At 34.5% G+C, this 18,074-nt stretch carries 17 protein-coding genes and 1 pseudogene; 13 read left to right on the top strand and 5 right to left on the bottom strand.

Going from position 1 to position 18,074, the window contains the following annotated elements:
- Nucleotides 1-5: 5 nt before the first annotated feature.
- The 8 genes and pseudogenes from HMPREF3031_RS05820 (at nt 6) to sucB (ending at nt 8,915) form a co-directional block, all read left to right on the top strand.
- The gene (locus HMPREF3031_RS05820; protein ID WP_002480934.1) at nt 6-512 is read left to right on the top strand and encodes a GNAT family N-acetyltransferase; all 507 of its coding nucleotides are present in this window, start codon (nt 6-8) and stop codon (nt 510-512) included.
- A gap of 17 nt (nt 513-529) precedes the next feature.
- A complete protein-coding gene (locus HMPREF3031_RS05815; RefSeq protein WP_002480933.1) occupies nt 530-1,618 on the top strand; it encodes an undecaprenyldiphospho-muramoylpentapeptide beta-N-acetylglucosaminyltransferase in 1,089 nt (362 codons plus the stop codon).
- Between the two features lies 1 nt (nt 1,619).
- Nucleotides 1,620-2,243, top strand: a complete 624-nt coding sequence (locus HMPREF3031_RS05810; protein WP_002480932.1) for a phosphatase PAP2 family protein — start codon at nt 1,620-1,622, stop codon at nt 2,241-2,243.
- Nucleotides 2,244-2,396: 153 nt separating this feature from the next.
- Nucleotides 2,397-2,562, top strand: a pseudogene (locus HMPREF3031_RS13665) (hypothetical protein).
- 60 nt (nt 2,563-2,622) lie between these two features.
- Complete coding sequence (locus HMPREF3031_RS05805; RefSeq protein WP_002480931.1) at nt 2,623-3,285, top strand: response regulator transcription factor; 663 nt, start codon at nt 2,623-2,625, stop codon at nt 3,283-3,285.
- Nucleotides 3,282-4,646: a HAMP domain-containing histidine kinase gene (locus HMPREF3031_RS05800; RefSeq protein WP_023015211.1), complete on the top strand. Its 1,365-nt coding sequence runs from the start codon at nt 3,282-3,284 to the stop codon at nt 4,644-4,646. Before HMPREF3031_RS05805 ends, HMPREF3031_RS05800 begins: the two co-directional genes overlap by 4 nt.
- 183 nt (nt 4,647-4,829) lie before the next feature.
- Nucleotides 4,830-7,625 (top strand): 2-oxoglutarate dehydrogenase E1 component, encoded by a 2,796-nt coding sequence (locus HMPREF3031_RS05795; protein WP_002480929.1) that lies wholly within the window; start codon nt 4,830-4,832, stop codon nt 7,623-7,625.
- A gap of 12 nt (nt 7,626-7,637) precedes the next feature.
- Nucleotides 7,638-8,915, top strand: coding sequence for a dihydrolipoyllysine-residue succinyltransferase (gene sucB, locus HMPREF3031_RS05790; RefSeq protein WP_002480928.1), 1,278 nt, complete (start codon nt 7,638-7,640; stop codon nt 8,913-8,915).
- A gap of 142 nt (nt 8,916-9,057) precedes the next feature.
- Here the strand turns inward: sucB and HMPREF3031_RS05785 are convergent, their stop codons facing one another.
- Nucleotides 9,058-9,237, bottom strand: coding sequence for a hypothetical protein (locus HMPREF3031_RS05785; protein ID WP_002480927.1), 180 nt, complete (start codon nt 9,235-9,237; stop codon nt 9,058-9,060).
- A 173-nt stretch (nt 9,238-9,410) separates the two neighbouring features.
- On the opposite strand from HMPREF3031_RS05785, the gene HMPREF3031_RS05780 reads away from it, so the two are divergent.
- From HMPREF3031_RS05780 to brnQ, 5 genes are all read left to right on the top strand, one after another.
- Nucleotides 9,411-10,226, top strand: a complete 816-nt coding sequence (locus HMPREF3031_RS05780; RefSeq protein ID WP_002480926.1) for a VOC family protein — start codon at nt 9,411-9,413, stop codon at nt 10,224-10,226.
- Nucleotides 10,227-10,251: 25 nt separating this feature from the next.
- A complete protein-coding gene (locus HMPREF3031_RS05775; RefSeq protein ID WP_002480925.1) occupies nt 10,252-10,455 on the top strand; it encodes a DUF6501 family protein in 204 nt (67 codons plus the stop codon).
- Nucleotides 10,456-10,546: 91 nt separating this feature from the next.
- A complete protein-coding gene (locus tag HMPREF3031_RS05770) occupies nt 10,547-11,338 on the top strand; it encodes an ATP-binding protein (RefSeq protein ID WP_002480924.1) in 792 nt (263 codons plus the stop codon).
- A 12-nt stretch (nt 11,339-11,350) separates the two neighbouring features.
- On the top strand, nt 11,351-13,243 hold the full coding sequence (locus HMPREF3031_RS05765; RefSeq protein WP_070724700.1) for a vWA domain-containing protein: 1,893 nt from the start codon (nt 11,351-11,353) through the stop codon (nt 13,241-13,243).
- Nucleotides 13,244-13,468: 225 nt separating this feature from the next.
- Entirely contained in the window at nt 13,469-14,812 is a 1,344-nt protein-coding gene (gene brnQ / locus HMPREF3031_RS05760; RefSeq protein ID WP_002480922.1) for a branched-chain amino acid-like transporter carrier protein BrnQ3, read from the top strand.
- A 57-nt stretch (nt 14,813-14,869) separates the two neighbouring features.
- On the opposite strand, the gene HMPREF3031_RS05755 is transcribed toward brnQ, so the two are convergent.
- The 4 genes from HMPREF3031_RS05755 to HMPREF3031_RS05740 form a co-directional block, all read right to left on the bottom strand.
- Complete coding sequence (locus HMPREF3031_RS05755) at nt 14,870-15,790, bottom strand: diacylglycerol/lipid kinase family protein (RefSeq protein WP_002480921.1); 921 nt, start codon at nt 15,788-15,790, stop codon at nt 14,870-14,872.
- 125 nt (nt 15,791-15,915) lie between these two features.
- The gene (locus HMPREF3031_RS05750) at nt 15,916-17,043 is read right to left on the bottom strand and encodes a toxic anion resistance protein (RefSeq protein ID WP_002480920.1); all 1,128 of its coding nucleotides are present in this window, start codon (nt 17,041-17,043) and stop codon (nt 15,916-15,918) included.
- Entirely contained in the window at nt 17,043-17,681 is a 639-nt protein-coding gene (locus HMPREF3031_RS05745; RefSeq protein ID WP_002480919.1) for a 5-bromo-4-chloroindolyl phosphate hydrolysis family protein, read from the bottom strand. Before HMPREF3031_RS05745 ends, HMPREF3031_RS05750 begins: the two co-directional genes overlap by 1 nt.
- 15 nt (nt 17,682-17,696) lie before the next feature.
- Nucleotides 17,697-17,966, bottom strand: a complete 270-nt coding sequence (locus HMPREF3031_RS05740; protein ID WP_002480918.1) for an acylphosphatase — start codon at nt 17,964-17,966, stop codon at nt 17,697-17,699.
- Between the last annotated feature and the right edge of the window lie 108 nt (nt 17,967-18,074).

Genomic DNA, 18,074 nt, shown 5'->3' with positions numbered 1-18,074 from the left:
AATTTATGATCAGAAACGCATCACAAGAAGATTTAAATGCGGTAGCCGCATTGACAGAAGAAGCCAAAAAAATTATGGCAGAAGATAATAATCCACAATGGGATGAAGCCTATCCATTACTAGAGCATTTTGAGGAAGATATTACGAATAAATCATTATTTGTATTAGAAGAGGAGAATACAATTTATGGTTATATTGTTATCGACCAAAATCAATCAAAATGGTATGATGAACTAGAATGGCCGATAGATAGAACCAATGCTTATGTCATTCATAGACTTGCAGGTTCTGCTAATTATAAAGGCGCAGCAACAGCATTATTTAACTTTGCTGTTGAACGCGCGTTAGATCACGGTGTTGATGTGTTACTCACTGATACGTATGCTGCGAATCAACGCGCGCAAAACTTATTTGAAAAATTTGGTTTTCATAAAGCAGGCGAAGCCAATTTAAATTATCCTCCTTACGATAAGGAAGAATCATTCTATGCCTATTATAGAATTTTAAAATAAGAATAGAGGTATTTATCATGACGAAAATTGCATTTACTGGCGGCGGAACAGTCGGACATGTTTCAGTCAATTTAAGTTTGATTCCAATTGCGAATGAAAGAGGTTACCAAACTTTTTATGTAGGTTCTAAAAATGGAATTGAAAAAGATATGATTTCATCACAATTACCAAATACACCATACTTCCCGATATCCAGCGGGAAGTTACGCAGATATTTATCATTTGAAAATATCAAAGATGTATTTAAAGTACTCAAAGGAATTTTAGACGCACGTAAAATCTTAAAGAAACAAAAACCAGATTTACTTTTTTCTAAGGGAGGATTTGTATCTGTACCTGTAGTCATCGCGGCACGTTCATTAAATATCCCGGTGATTATTCACGAATCAGATATCACTCCAGGTCTTGCGAATAAAATTTCTCTAAAATTCGCAAATAAAATCTATACAACATTTGAAGATACATTAAAATATCTGCCAAAAGCAAAAGCAGATTTTGTCGGTGCAACTGTTAGAGATGACTTAAAACAGGGTAACAAAGAAAAAGGTTATCAACTGACAGGATTTGACGCTGAGAAAAAAGTGTTATTAGTCATGGGCGGCAGTTTAGGCAGTAAAACGATTAATGATTTAATTCGACGCAATCTTGACGAATTATTAAAAGATTATCAAATCATTCATCTAACTGGTAAAGGACTACTTGATTCATCTATTCAAAAAGAAGGTTATCGTCAATTTGAATTTGTGACGAGTGAATTAACAGATTTACTCGCGATTACAGACATGGTAGTCAGCCGAGCAGGTGCTAATGCAATTTATGAATTCTTAACATTAAACATTCCTATGTTGCTGATTCCATTAGGATTAGACCAGTCTCGTGGCGATCAGATTGATAATGCAAAATATTTCCAATCTAAAGGGTATGCGCAAACATTACCAGAAGATGAAGCTTCTCAACAAAAATTCATGGATGCGTTAAAAGAGATTGAAAATAATCGTTCAACTATTGAACAACAAATGTCGAACTATCACCAGCTATTTACTAAAGAAGATTTATTAGACAAGATTCTTAAAGATACAAACCAAAAGGAAACGAGGGAAAGCTGAGTTGAGTCGAGCTAAAAGAATTTCACTGATTCTAGTATTTACATTGATATTCAGCGCGATTGCTGTGTTCCATCAAAATAGAATCGGTAATTGGATTGATACAGAAGTCTATGATTTTATTTATGCCTCACACAGCATCATTACAACTAGTATTTTTATGGGTGCAACTTGGATAGGCGAAGTATGGTCAATGATCTGCCTTTCACTTTGTGTTGTCGCATTTTTATTAATGCGTAAAATGCAAATAGAAGCTTTATTCTTTGCGATTGTGATGGCAGTTTCAAGTATCTCTAATCCAATTATGAAAAACACAATTGATAGAGAGCGTCCTACTAAATTAAGACTTGTAGAAATTGGCGGCTATAGTTTCCCAAGTGGTCACGCGCAAGGTTCTACATCTTTCTTCGGTAGCTTGATTGCAATTTCAAGCCATTACTTACACGGGACACCACGTGTGATGATGACTTCATTCTGCATCTTCATGATTGCGATGATTTGTATGTCTAGAATTTATTTAGGTGTACATTATCCTACTGATGTCATTGCAGGTGTACTTGCAGGTGCTGTATGTATTTTATCTGTATCATTATTGTTCAAAGGTAAATTCAAAGCCTTTGCTAAATGATAAAGTGAGATTAAGTGCTGCTTAATCTCGCTTTTTTTAATTTATAATAGAAAAAAACCGATTCTGCTTAATTGAGAATCGGTTAAGTATGTCACGTTACTTTTAGTGTAACGTCAGTATTTACGGGCATATATAAAAGGGGATAAATCGAAAATGACCAATCCAATTAAGAACGAAATGTGGGGGGGATGTCTCATTTGTGATTGATAATCATTTTCAATTACTATTATACATTAGTGAGAATGGTTGTCAATTAGAAATCAAAAATAATTTCACTTTTTTATTCAACTCCATATTTTTGTCACAATTAATCATTTGATTCGTTTCATTCGTTCTTAAACGTTTTGATTATGATAAAATCATGATTGAGGTGCTTTCAATGACAAAAATATTAATCGTAGAAGATGAGCAAAACTTAGCTCGATTCATTGAATTAGAATTAGTACATGAGAATTATGAAGTTGATATTGAAAATGATGGTGCAGAAGGATTAGAAACAGCATTAAAAAAAGAATATGATCTGTACTTACTCGATTTGATGTTGCCACATATGGATGGTTTAGAAATATGTAAGAGAATACGTGAAGTCAAATCTACTCCAATTATTATCATCACAGCAAAAGGTGATACATATGATAAAGTAGCAGGTTTAGATTATGGTGCAGATGATTATATCGTAAAGCCATTCGATATCGAAGAACTATTAGCACGTATTCGTGCAACATTAAGACGCCAACCAGCTAAAGACATCATCGATATTAAAGGCATTCAAATTAATAAAGAAGCCTTTCGTGTTACGATTGATGGTCAAGAGGTTGAATTAACTAAAACCGAATATGACTTGTTGCAATTGCTTTCTGAAAACTTAAATCATGTCTTACAACGTGAACAAATATTAAATCATGTTTGGGGTTATGACAGCGAAGTAGAAACCAATGTAGTGGATGTTTATATTCGTTATCTGAGAAATAAATTGAAACCGTTTGGTAAAGAAAAGGTAATCGAAACAGTACGTGGTGTCGGTTATGTGATACGCAAATGAAGCAACGAAAATTAAAAACTCAATGGATGCTAATTACTACGAGTATTACGTTTTTGATTGTTTTCATTTTCAGCTTAGTCATCATTTACTTTTTGAGCATCACTTTAAGAGATAGTGAAATTAATGATGCAGAAAAAAGTGCTGATAACGTTTCTGCTTTACTTGCGACGAAATCTTTGGTTGATATTAAACCTTTAGATTTAAACGCATCACTTGGTAATTTCCAAAAAGTGATTCTGTTTGATAATGACAAACAAAAGATAACCGAAACATCGACTATGAGTGATTTTATTAATAGCACAAAAGGGATTGAACCTTCTCAGTATCACAGTGTTTACGTGCAACGTATTAAAGATGCAAACTTTTTAATCGTTTCTCATCCAGTCGAAACTGAAAAGTTTCATGGTTATTCTGTGATTATCCATTCGCTCGCAAGTTATGATAGTGTTATGCATTCATTAATCATCTTATCGGTGTTATTTGGTATTATTGCCATTATTATTACTGCCACTATCAGTTATATCTTTTCTGCACAAATTGCAAAACCTATTACAATTATGGCTAACAAAATGCGTAAAATCCGTAGAGATGGTTTCCAGGAAAAGTTAGAACTACCGACTGAATACGATGAAACAACTGACTTGATTGATACATTCAACGATATGATGATTCAAATTGAAGAACTATTTGATCAACAACGCCAGTTCGTAGAAGATGCTTCACACGAACTGAGAACACCGCTTCAAATCATTCAAGGTCACTTAAATCTTATCCAACGATGGGGTAAGAAAGACCCAGCAATTTTAGAAGAATCATTAGATATAACAATCGAAGAAATGAATCGTATTACCAAGTTAGTAGAAGAGCTGTTACTATTAACGAAAGAATCAACCTATAAAGATGCTTTAGATGTAGAACCTGTTGATGTGAATGACGAGATTAAATCTAGACTAAAATCTCTCAAACAATTACATCCTGATTATAGTTTTACATTTACACCGTCAGTGAAACCAATATGGCTGAATATTAATCGTTATCAACTTGAACAAGTATTGCTTATCTTTTTGGATAATGCGATTAAATATGATACAAGAGAGAAAAGAATAGAAATTTGTACTGCACTTAAAAATAGACAAGCAACTATTGAAATTACCGATCATGGTTCAGGCATTCCTAAAAAAGACTTAGACTTTATCTTTGACCGTTTTTATCGCGTAGACAAATCACGTTCTAGACAACGTGGAGGTAATGGTTTAGGATTATCGATTGCTCAAAATATAGTGAATTTACATGGCGGTACAATTCAAGTTGAAAGTGAAGTTGATACGTTTACAACATTCAAAATTACCTTCAACGTATAATTACATTTTAATGATAATTCGTCTATTATTGTACAATATTATATTTAAGGTTATATATGTGTATAAAGAGCCGTCATATCGGCTCTTTTTCATGCCATCAAATCGTCATTCTCCCTTTAATTTGTGAACATTTAATGATATTATTTATTTGTAAGCGTTTCAATATATTGTGGAGGGAGTAATATGACGAAATATACACAGGTTAGTGAAGCACCTGTAAATTTCGGAGCTAACTTAGGGGTAATTATTGATTTATACGATCAATATCTACAAGATCCAACTTCTGTCTCTGAAGATTTACAAATTCTATTTAGTACAATTAACAATGACAACAGAGAGGTGGCTGCAGCACCTTCATCAAGTTCTGATGATATGACAATTAAACAAGTTATGCGTTTAATCGATAACATCAGACAATATGGGCATCTGCAGGCAGATATTTATCCAGTCAATCGACCAGAACGTAAAAATGTTCCTAGATTGACACTTGAAGATTTCAATTTAACAAAAGAAGATTTAGAGCAAATTTCTTCAGGCATTGTGTCAGATCATTTTTCTGATATTTATGACAATGCCTACGAAGCAATCCAACGCATGGAAATGCGTTATAAAGGGCCGATTGCTTTTGAATACACACACATTAACAACAATAAAGAACGCGCTTGGCTCAAGCGACGTATTGAAACGCCATATAAAGCAAACTTAAATAAAAGCCAAAAGCTAGAATTATTCAAGACATTAGCACATGTTGAAGGTTTCGAAAAATATCTTCATAAAAACTTTGTAGGGGCAAAGCGATTCTCTATTGAAGGTGTAGATACCCTTGTGCCAATGCTGCAACAAATCTTAAGTCGTGCAGCTAAAGAAGAAATTCAAAATATTCAAATAGGTATGGCACACCGTGGACGCCTCAACGTTTTAACACATGTGTTAGAAAAACCTTATGAAATGATGATTTCTGAATTCATGCATACTGATCCAATGAAGTTCCTACCACAAGACGGCAGTCTAGAATTAACTTCAGGTTCAGCATGGACAAGTGACGTTAAATATCACTTAGGCGGTACGAAAACAACAGACACTTATGGTATAGAACAACGCATTTCATTAGCAAACAACCCAAGTCACTTAGAAATCGTGTCACCGGTTGTATTAGGTAAAACACGTTCTGTACAAGATGACCGTCATCAAAGCGGCAAAGTACAAACAGATTTCAGAAAATCTATGCCGATTTTAATTCATGGTGATGCTGCTTATCCAGGACAAGGTATCAACTTTGAAACAATGAACTTAGGCAACTTAGAGGGGTATTCAACAGGCGGTTCATTGCATCTGATTACTAACAACAGAATCGGTTTCACTACAGAGCCACAAGATGGTCGCTCAACAACATATTCTACAGATGTTGCTAAAGGTTATGATGTACCGATTATGCATGTTAATGCAGACAATGTTGAAGCAACAATTGAAGCAATTGATATTGCAATGGACTTCAGAAAAGAGTTCAACAAAGATGTTGTTATCGATTTAGTCGGTTACCGTCGTTATGGTCATAACGAAATGGATGAACCATCTATTACAAACCCAATTCCTTATCATGCCATCCGTAAGCATCCAACTGTAGATCACATCTATGGTGACCAATTGGTTGAAGAAGGCATTATCTCTGAGGATGAAAAGAATGACATCTTAGATGATGTTCAAAAAGAACTACGTGCAGCACATGATAAAATCGATAAAAATGATAAAACAACAACACAAGATATGTCTAAACCAGACAATGTTGACTTACCGCTTCAACCTGATGATCGTCAATTTGATTTCGAAGAATTGAAATCAATCAATGATGCATTATTAACATATCCAACAGGTTTTGAAGTCTTGAAAAAACTGAACAAAGTTTTAGAAAAACGTAGAGAACCATTTGAAAAAGAAGATGGTTTAGTAGATTGGGCACAAGCTGAACAACTTGCATTTGCGACAATCATGCAAGATGGCACACCAATTCGTTTAACAGGTCAAGACAGTGAACGTGGTACTTTCAGTCACAGACATGCGGTATTGCATAACCCTGATACTGGCGAAGAATATGTGCCTTTACAACATGTACCAAATCAACGTGCATCATTCGATGTTCATAACTCACCGCTATCTGAAGCAGCTGTTGTAGGCTTCGAATACGGTTACAATGTTGAAAACAAGGGTACTATGAATATCTGGGAAGCTCAATACGGCGACTTTGCGAATATGGCACAAATGATGTTCGATAACTTCTTATTCAGCAGTTATGCGAAGTGGGGCGAACGCTCAGGTCTAACATTGTTCTTACCACATTCATATGAAGGACAAGGTCCAGAGCACTCATCAGCAAGATTAGAGCGTTTCTTACAACTCTCAGCTGAGAATAACGCGACTGTCGTAAATTTATCTAGCTCTAGTAACTATTTCCACTTATTACGTGCACAAGCAGCAAGCTTGGATACTGATGCAATGCGTCCACTAGTTGTCATGTCACCGAAAAGTTTATTAAGAAATAAAACTGTAGCTGACACAATCGATAAATTTACACAAGGCCATTTCGAACCTATCTTGCCAGAAGAGCATGAAGCAAGCAAAGTCAAAAAAGTAATTTTAGCTTCAGGTAAAATGTTTATTGATTTGAAGGAACGTCTGCAAAAAGAACCGGATGAATCGATTTTATTGATTGCGGTAGAACGCTTATATCCATTCCCAGCTGACGAAATCAAAGCAGTTATTGATCAGTTGCCAAACCTTGAAACAATTGCATGGGTTCAAGAAGAACCGCAAAACCAAGGTGCTTGGTTGTTCGTATATCCTTACTTAAGTGATATCGCTAGCGATCAATACGAATTGCAATATAGCGGTCGTATTAAACGTTCTGCGCCAGCTGAAGGTGACGGAGAAAATCATAAACTCGTTCAAAAATCTATTATCGAAGAGAGTCTTAACAAAAATTAGGGGGAAATTAGTATGTCTGAGATCGTAGTTCCAGAGTTAGCAGAATCTATTACAGAAGGTACAATAGCTGAATGGTTGAAGAATCCAGGTGATTCAGTAGACAAAGGTGAAGCTGTTGTCGAATTAGAAACAGATAAAGTCAACGTTGAAGTTGTATCTGAAGAAGCAGGTGTTTTACAAGAACACTTAGCAGAACCTGGTGATACTGTTGAAGTAGGACAAGCAATCGCAACTGTAGGGGAAGGCAGCGGCAGTTCATCATCTTCAGCTTCATCTGATGACAAAAAAGAAGAAGCACCAAAATCTGAAGACAAATCAGAAGAAAAATCAGAATCAAAATCTGAACCAGCAGAAGCTGACAAATCAGAAGAAAAAGAAAGTGCTTCTAGTGACCAACGCGTCAATGCAACACCATCTGCACGTAAATATGCGCGTGAAAAAGGTATCGACTTAGCAGAAGTTGCTTCTAAAGGTAACGATGTTGTACGTAAAGATGACATTGATCGTCAACAACAAGGTAACCAAAAACAAGCTGAGCCAGCGAAATCAGAAGCACCAGCTAAACCACAAAGCAGCACACCAAACAAACCAGTGATTCGTGAAAAAATGTCTCGTCGTAAACAAACAGCAGCTAAAAAATTATTAGAAGTATCTAATAACACAGCAATGCTGACTACATTCAACGAAGTTGACATGACAAATGTGATGAACTTACGTAAACGTAAAAAAGAACAATTTATCAAAGATCATGACGGAACAAAATTAGGTTTCATGTCATTCTTCACAAAAGCAGCCGTTGCAGCATTGAAAAAATACCCTGCAGTGAATGCTGAAATTGATGGACAAGACATGATTACTAAACAATTCTATGATATTGGTATTGCGGTATCTACAGATAATGGTTTAATCGTGCCATTCGTACGTGACTGTGATAAGAAAAACTTCGCAGAAATCGAAAGTTCAATCGCAGACTTAGCAGTTAAAGCACGCGACAACAAATTATCACTTGGTGATTTAATGAACGGTTCATTCACTATCACAAACGGTGGTATCTTCGGTTCAATGATGTCTACACCAATCATTAACGGAAGCCAAGCAGCTATTTTAGGTATGCACTCAATCATCACGCGTCCTATCGCGATTGATAAAGATACAATTGAGAACCGTCCTATGATGTACCTTGCTTTAAGCTACGACCACAGAATTATTGATGGTAAAGAGGCAGTAGGATTCTTGAAAACAATCAAAGAGCTTATCGAAAGCCCTGAAGATTTATTATTAGAATCTTAATCTATAAAGTAAATCATATTACAAACCTTGATACGACGGCAGTTTTGCCGTCGTATTTTTATGTTGATTTTTGAATTTAGAAACAAAAATAAGCAGCGTGATTGATTTAACTCATTAAAATCAATCATCGCTGCTTTTAATTCTATAACATATTGAAAACGACAAGTTCTATAATCGCAAGGATGACAAATACGATACATAAAACTCCGAAATGTTGCTTTTTAAACTTCGCATTTTCTTTAATTCGACCTGTGAAGTAGTTAATACCGGAGTACGCTGCTACAAGTATCGTTAAAGCGAATAATATCCAGAAAGTAAGCATTATTAATCATCTCCTTTGATCCAAATTTTCAGATCAAACATGCCTTTTCTAATCCTATATACTATTACTATACCTTATTTTGACTGAATTCATTCATTGAACACTTCATCATACAAAAACCACTTCATTTAAGTTATAATGAATGAGAAATCACAAAAGAAGGTGTGGGTAAAATGGCAGGTTTACGAAGTGTCACAATAGGTACTCGAAATCTAGAACAATCAATTTATTTATTTCATGATATTTTAGGATTGAATTATGAAAGACAAGGTTCAAAAAATGCAGTACGTTTTGGTGATGCATTTTTAAGTCCGGGTACAAGAATACACTTTATTGAAGTACCAAACTATTCGACAGAAAATAATCATGTCTTAAGTGTCGGTTTAAGAACACCATCAGATTTAGGATTAGAAGAGTATCAATCAATTTTAGACCAAAATGAAATCAAATATGGTGACGTTACTGAAATGAATAATAATAAACATTTTGAATTTAAAGACGGTAACGGACAATTCTTTGATATCTATTCTAATGAAAATAATAGTGGTGTACCATTAGGTATGCCTACCGATGAAGGTACGGTGAATCCGCTTCACCAAATCCAAGGACTTGGACCAGTGATTGTTCAAGTTAACGAAATGTTGCTGACTTCATCGATTTTATCTAAAGTATTCGGCCTTGATCATTTTGCTGAATACACACCGACTACAGATGATGACTTTAAAGTACAAGTATTTCGAATTGGAGAAGGCGGCTTAGGTGGAGAATTACACATCTTCCAAGCTACAGAACCAATTAATTTACCAGAATATGGTTCGGTCGAACAAATCGAATTTAGTACGCAATCTAAACAAGAATACCGCAATGCGGTCCAACAGCTAGAAACAATTGGCATTCCATATCAAACACTTGAACAACAAGATTCAGAATCAGTTCGTATTACAGAAAATAGTGGATTGTCATTCATCTTAACTTTAGAAAAAGCATAACCTGCACAGAAAGGATTGTGAACATATGTTACACGAAGAATGGAAAGACAAACAACCAATTAAAAAGGTAGAAGTACTGCATACAGACGCTAAAAAATTTACAGTATCTGATATGTTGACTATTGGAAAACAATACGATGTCGTTAACGAAACTGAAGAATATTATCAAATCATTGATAACTCAGGTAAAGTTGGCGGTTATTATAAAGAGTATTTTAAAGAAGTTTAATAAGCAATTTGAATTAAATATTCGATTAGGGACTTGGGCACAATGATGTGCCTCGGTCTATTTTTTGATGTATGAAAAGGAGAAATTTTAAATGGCACAACATCAGTATATTAATGCCGATAAAACAGTATTTGGTGACGCATATGCAATGATGCGCTTAAATAAAAACATTTTATTAAAAGGACCAACAGGGTCAGGTAAAACGAAACTCGCAGAATCATTAAGTGAAGATATTAATATTCCAATGCATCAAGTCAATTGTTCTGTTGATTTAGACGCTGAAAGTTTACTAGGTTTCAAAACTATCCAAACAAGTCCAGATGGCAATCAAGAAATTGTCTTTATTGATGGGCCTGTTATCCAAGCGATGAAAGAAGGACACATTCTATACATTGATGAAATCAATATGGCGAAACCTGAAACACTTCCTATCTTAAACGGTGTGCTAGACTATCGTCGCAGTCTTACAAATCCGTTTACTGGTGAAATTATTAAAGCAAAACCTGGTTTTAATGTCATTGCAGCAATTAACGAAGGTTATGTAGGTACATTACCGATGAACGAAGCATTAAAAAACCGTTTCGTTGTTATTCACGTCGACTATATTGATGGCGAAACATTAAAAACAGTTATTAAAGAACAAAGCCGCTTAGACGATGATGCACTTATTTCAAAAATTGTCGCATTTAATGAAGACTTACGTACTATGACAAAACAAGGGCAAATTTCTGAAGAAGCTGCAAGTATCCGTGCATTGATTGATATGAGTGATTTAGCAACAGTCATGCCGATTGAACGTGCAATCCAACGTGCGATTATTGACAAGTTAGAAGATGAACGTGAACAACAAGCGATTATTAATGCAATAGAATTGAACTTTTAGTGAGGGATTTTTATGACCAATCGATTTATCAAGTTTAATGATGAAATCTTAGACGCTAAAAAAGTGATGATGTTGCAAGACCTTGCACGTTTACTTTTAGAAAATAATCAAACGCATGTCAAAATTCAAAAATTCCCTTATTATGATCCGATCGAAAATGAATTAATCGCTAGTGTCTTCTGGACACACCGTCCAAGTCATATTGAAATTACTGGACTAAAGACAGATGTTTTACTTGCGACCTATGGTTATCGATTAATGGATGAATTTATTGTGAATGAAGTACTAGATAATCAAGAATTTAAACATCCAAGCTTCTTTAAACAAGTCTTCAAATTATTAGAAGATATGCGTGTGCTAAATGCGATTGTTAAAATTCGCCCAAGTATGAAAGATGCAATCGCTTTGCGCAAACAAATTCGTCTTAACTATACTGAGTCACAAATCAGTGTTTATCGTACAAAAACAACTTATACTGATTTAATCTTCTTATATTTAGAGAAATCACTATTAACTGAAGACTTTTATGAAGTGCCTAGTATTAGACCTGATTTAGATCCAATCTTACAAAGTATGTATATGTATCTGCCTAATTTCTTTATGAACTACACATCAGAAGACAATAAGTTCTTAGCTGAACGTATTATGTATCAGCTTGATGACTTATTAGATGAAGACATGCTAAATGAGTATTATTACATTCCACGTAAAGTTTATAAAGAAATCCAAGCTGAAACTTTCGATGACCTTAAACGTGTGGATGCAGCAAATGTTGACGGTAAAGATGACACAGATGAAGATGATGACATCGAGACAGCTGAAGCTGACACCAAAGCACAAGACTCTAAATCGCAAGGTGGTTCTTACCTAGAAATGGAACTCCATGAAGGCGAGAACAGTGAAGCTGTCAGTGATAATGACAACGCACGTGAAGGTGATGCTTCTGATGATATGACAGATATGATGACTAAAAAGGGTAAAGGATCAAATGAGACCATAGATAATGAGTCGGGTGGCCAAACAGGTGCTTCATCACAACCTTTTGCCTTAAAAGGTATCAATGAAAATGTGGAAATTAAATGGAATGTGCCGGAAATAACAGCTGAGGATCGTGCAGCATATCACGAAGTAGAACGAGAAGTACAATACGAAATCAAGGATTTAACACAAATCATTGAAAAAACGATAGAACGTGAACAAGTTGATGAACGTCATAACCTTACTAAAGGACGTTTACAAAGAGACTTAATCAATTGGTTTATTGATGACCAATATAAAATGTTCTATAAAAAACAAGATTTAAGTCGTTCCTTCGATGCGACATTCACATTACTTGTTGATGCATCAGCAAGTATGATTGATAAAATGGAAGAAACTATCAAAGGTGTCGTATTATTCCATGAAACCTTGAAAAAACTGAATGTAAAACATGAAGTTTTAGCATTTAATGAGGATGCATTTGATGCTGATGACAAAACGCAACCTAATATTATTGATGAAATTATCAATTATAATTATTCTATCGGTTCAAAAGACAGCGCTAGAATAATGGAATTAACGCCACAAGATGATAATAGGGATGGTGTCGCAATCAGAATTGCAAGTGAACGCTTATTAAGCAGACCGCATCACCAACAATTTTTAATCATCTTTTCTGATGGTGAACCTTCAGCATATAATTATGATCAAGATGGTATTATTGACACGTACGAAGCTGTTGAAGAAGCTAGAAAATATGGTATTGAGATATTTAACGTATTCTTAAGTCAAGAAGAAATTACTGAAGATATTGAACGTACCATCCATAATATTTATGGACAATACGCTTTATTTGTAGAAGGTGTTGAGAACTTACCGAGTCAACTTTCACCTTTATTGAAAAAACTATTATTAAAGTCTGTTTAAAGACCTTATACAATACGCATACAAAACACAATAAGACATTATCTTGTTGATTGTATGCGTATTATTTTGTTTTAAAATTAGTAAAATGACATATTTCACTGATTATGTAACAAATTTCGCGTGATACTTTTTAAATTTTCTGAAAGTTTATATGGCAATTCCTAGTGCATTATGCTAAAATAAAGCAATATTTAAGATTTATAGTAACAGAAGGAGCACATCAAAATGAATAAAAACACATGGATTATCGGGTTTACCTTGTTTGCCATCTTCTTTGGCGCCGGAAACCTTATCTTCCCACCAAACTTAGGACTAGATAGCGGTCATTATTTCTGGCCAGCTATTCTCGCATTTGTATTAACGGGAATCGGGCTTCCGTTATTAGGTGTGGTAGTAGGTGCTTTAGATAAACAAGGTTATATTGGATCATTTAATAAAATATCACCTATTTTCTCAGTAGTATTCCTAGTGGCTATTTATTTAACAATCGGACCGTTGTTCGCAATTCCGCGTACAGCGTCAACATCATTTGAAATGACTGTTACACCGATCATTAATACAAGCAGCCCAATTGCGTTATTTATTTTCTCAGTTATTTATTTCGCAGTAGTATTATATCTTTGTTTGAGTCCTGGTAAAATGGTAGACCGTATCGGTTCATTATTAACGCCAGCATTGTTGATTACAATCATTGCTATGATTATCAAAGGATTTATGGACTTCGGTGGTAATCCATCTAGCCATGGTACAGAAGCATATACATCAACATTAACTGGTTTCTCTCAAGGTTTTACACAAGGTTACCTTACAATGGATGCAATTGCCGCAATTGCTTTCTCTATGATTGTAGTAAATGCAGTTAAAGCAACAGGAGTGACACATGCTGATACAATCTTCAAACAAACAGCAATGGCAGGTGTAATTGCAGCAGCTGGTTTAATGTTCATTTATATTTCTCTAGGTTATATCGGTAACCATATGGTTGTATCTCCAGAGAAATTAAAAGATTTAGCAGCACATGACCAAAACGTCGGTACATACTTACTGACTACAATTGCCGGAACTGGTTATGGTGAGTTTGGTAAATACTTATTAGGTATCATCGTTGCACTTGCTTGTTTAACAACAGCATGTGGACTTGTAGTATCAGTAAGTCAATACTTTAATAGTATTTTCCCTAAAATCTCTTACAAAGCTTATGTATTAGTCTTTACTGGTATCAGTTTAGTACTTGCTAACTTAGGTTTAAACCAAGTTATTCAACTTTCAATTCCAGTATTGATGATTTTATATCCAATCGGAATTACAACTGTATTATTAATTTTGATGGCACGATTTGTTCCAATGAAACCAATCGTCCAACAATTTACAATTATTGTGATTACAATTACATCATTAATTAGTGTAGCGGTTGCTAAAGAATGGATTCATTTTGGAGCTTGGAGCAAATTACCACTTGCTAGCAACAGCCTAGAATGGTTCCCAATTGCGATTGCAGCTGTAATTATCGGGTACTTAATCAGCTTAGGCGCAAAAAATCAAAAACCAATCGTTTACGAAAAAGAATAATTCTATAAATCTAGAACGGGAGTGTACAAATCATACGTACACTCCCGTTTTCTATTCTTATTCGTTTTCTATATCTACATACAATAGTTTTACTTTGTCTTTTAACAATTTAATTTCTGCAGGCGTATCAAATAATATTTCTCCATCAATGTCCATTTTAGTATTTGGAGTCGTTTCTAAAGTTGCTTCATCAGTGGATACTAATGTGATATTCTCAGTGATATCATTCCAATTCATACTGTCTTTCACGTGGAAGAAATCCTTAATTAAACTCATATTATGATTTTTGAATAGGAAGATATTCATTTTACCATCGCAAGGGGATAAGTCTTCTAAAGGAATTCTGCTTCCACCGACAAAATTACCATTAGCGATGAGGATCATGGATGTTTCTCCTGAATAACTTTCACCATTTGCTTTAACTTCATATTTATAGGTTTCAGGATCAGCAATTACTTTTAAAGTAGTAAAGATATAACTTAACTTACCAAAAACTTTCTTACTGTTTGAATCTACATTTTCTGCATTTTCTACCATCATACCGATTCCGGCAAAGTTTAACGCAATATGACCATTAATATCTAATACATCAAAAGATTTCACTTTAGCTTCAAGCAATTGTTGTGCTGCTTGTACAGGTCTAGCAGCCAAATTTAATGTTTTAGCAAAATCATTAAACGTTCCGCCTGGAATAATGCCGATAGGAATATTCAACTCATTTTTTACGACGCCGTTTACTAACTCATTAACTGTACCATCGCCGCCTAAGATAAAGAAGATATCATATGAATGGTCATCATTTTGAGCTACAGTATCACAAAACTTTTTAATATCTCCTTCTTCTTTACTTAATTTAATTGTTAAATCATCACACATTTGAACTAAGCTTTCTGTTACTTGTCCAATAGATTTATACAGATTGCCTTGACCTGCAGCTTGATGATAAAACAAAACACCTTTATTGAAGTGTTGTGTCATTAGTTACCAGACTCCTTTGAACTTATCTCGTTATACTTACCCAAAAATTAATATTGTTCAATCATACAAAAGAAAAAACGATTATCTTTCACCAAAACGGTAGGGGAGATAATCGTTTTTGTTTGTTATTGTACTTTATTTTCTTTCATTGTTAATAAGCGTTCTTTCATATCCGCTTCTAAATGTTGCAATTCTTGTTCAGCTTGTTGACGTTTTTCACGACCTTCAGCTTGAATTTGCAATGTTTGTTCAACTGTTTCAATAATATTCTCGTGTGTTGATTTTAATGTTTCAATATCAACAATTCCACGTTCATTTTCAACAGCTGTATCCACTGCATTTTGTTTTAACAACTCTGAGTTCGCAGTTAACAGGTCATTGGTAGTATCAGTAACTGCACGTTGTGCTGACATTGCTTGTCGTTGACGCATCAATGTTAACGCAATAGCCATTTGGTTTTTCCACAATGGAATACTTGTCAAAATGGAGCTTTGAATTTTTTCGGCAAGTGTTTGGTTCACATTTTGAATCATACGAATTTGTGGTGCAGTTTGTAGTGATATTTGTCTAGATAACTGTAAATCGTAGATACGTTTATCTAAACGATCCGCAAATTGTTCTAAATCAGCTACTTCTTGAATATCCATTTGATTGCCTGATTCATATGCCTTTTGTCTTTTCTCAGGTAATTCTTGTTCTAAGATTGCTTGTTTCTTTTCTTGTGCCGCTGCAATATAAAGATTAAGTTCTTCAAAGTAGTCTTTATTTTGATCATATAGACCGTTTAATAATTGAATATCTCTGTTCAATCCATCTTTATGATTTTTTAATTCAACAGAAATACGGTCTACTTGAGAGCCAACTGATTGCATTCTTGAGAAAATTTCATTCGCAGAAGCTTTAGCGCGTTTAAAAATTTTCTTTATGAAAGAATCTTTTTCTTGTTTAAAGTCATCGGGTTGTACTTCTTTAAGTTTTACCATTAATTGATTTAATGTATCTCCGATAGGGCCTGTATCTTTAGACTTTACTTCAGTCAGCATTTTATGTGCGAAAGTCGACATACTAGATTGTGCATTAGAACCGAATTTCATCAGTGAGTCATAATTCATCGGTTCAATCTGATTTGCCAATTCTTGAATTTTCTTTTGTTGTTCTGGCGTGAAATCTTTATTAGCCTCCATGAGTGTCTGGTCATTTGAAATCTGGCTCTGTAACTCTGGATGTGTCGGCATTTCATTTTCGTTAGCCATTAATCATGCTCCTTTCTTTGTAAGTGACGTTGTTGCTCTATTTTATTCATTTCCATTTCAACATCAAGACGTGTATAGTCTTCTTCATTTAATCGCTTTAAATCTGCAACTAGAGTTCTTTTAACTTCATCTAAGGTAATACGTGTTTGTTCTAACTTTTGTTTTTCTTCTTTAGATTTTGCTGGCATTTTTGCCAATCTTGTATAGCTTTCAATCAAGTTCAACGCATTGTCTAAGTGCGAATAGAAAAAGCTATCAACAATAAAGAACTTTTGTGGTTGCTGTCTCACCGTAAAATATATCGTTCGTGCTAACCTATGAATTTCGTTAACTTGCTTGAAATCTTTTATTGATCGCACGTTGATAAAGGATTTTAGTAGTTTTCTAACTTTTGTTTGCGCATTATTTAAATGGTGACGCACAAATCTAAAGTCTCTTCGTGTTAATCCTATTTCATTTAAATATTTTTTGGATGTGAAAAATTGAGTAGGAAGGTAAAAAGCAAAGAATGCTGCAATACCGATTCCTAAATCATATACAAATAATATATCGAATGCATAAATACTTGTGAGCCAAGCGACAATAGCAGCTGGAACACCTACAAGTGTTCCATAAATTCGAGAAATATAATATCTCAATTTACATCTTCCTTTTTAAATAGTTCTAAATCTTTCTAAAGATGAATCTGTATCTAGATGTTCAATGTTGTAGTCTGTGACATTGGAAGCAGGGGAAGCACCCTCGATTATCGCTTGTGTGAATTGTTCGAGTTCTTGTTCTTCACCTTGGGCATATATTTCTACATATTGCTCAACATTTTGTACTGTTCCTGTAATATGATATTTTTGTGCAAGGCGTTCAGTAAAATAACGGAATCCGACACCTTGTACTTGTCCAAATACTTGAATTTTTCTACGTTGCATAAGATCACCTCTTTGTTTTATTATACGAATTTTCAGGGCAAAAAACTAATATTTACTACACAACCCAATATCTAAAAATACAAACACATTTCTTGAAATTATCTCTTC

This window comes from Staphylococcus sp. HMSC072B07, from assembly GCF_001815505.1.
GTDB classification, from domain to species: Bacteria; Bacillota; Bacilli; order Staphylococcales; family Staphylococcaceae; genus Staphylococcus; species Staphylococcus simulans.
The sequence above is the reverse complement of the archived record's forward strand: the minus strand, read 5'-3'. Positions and strand labels throughout refer to the sequence as shown.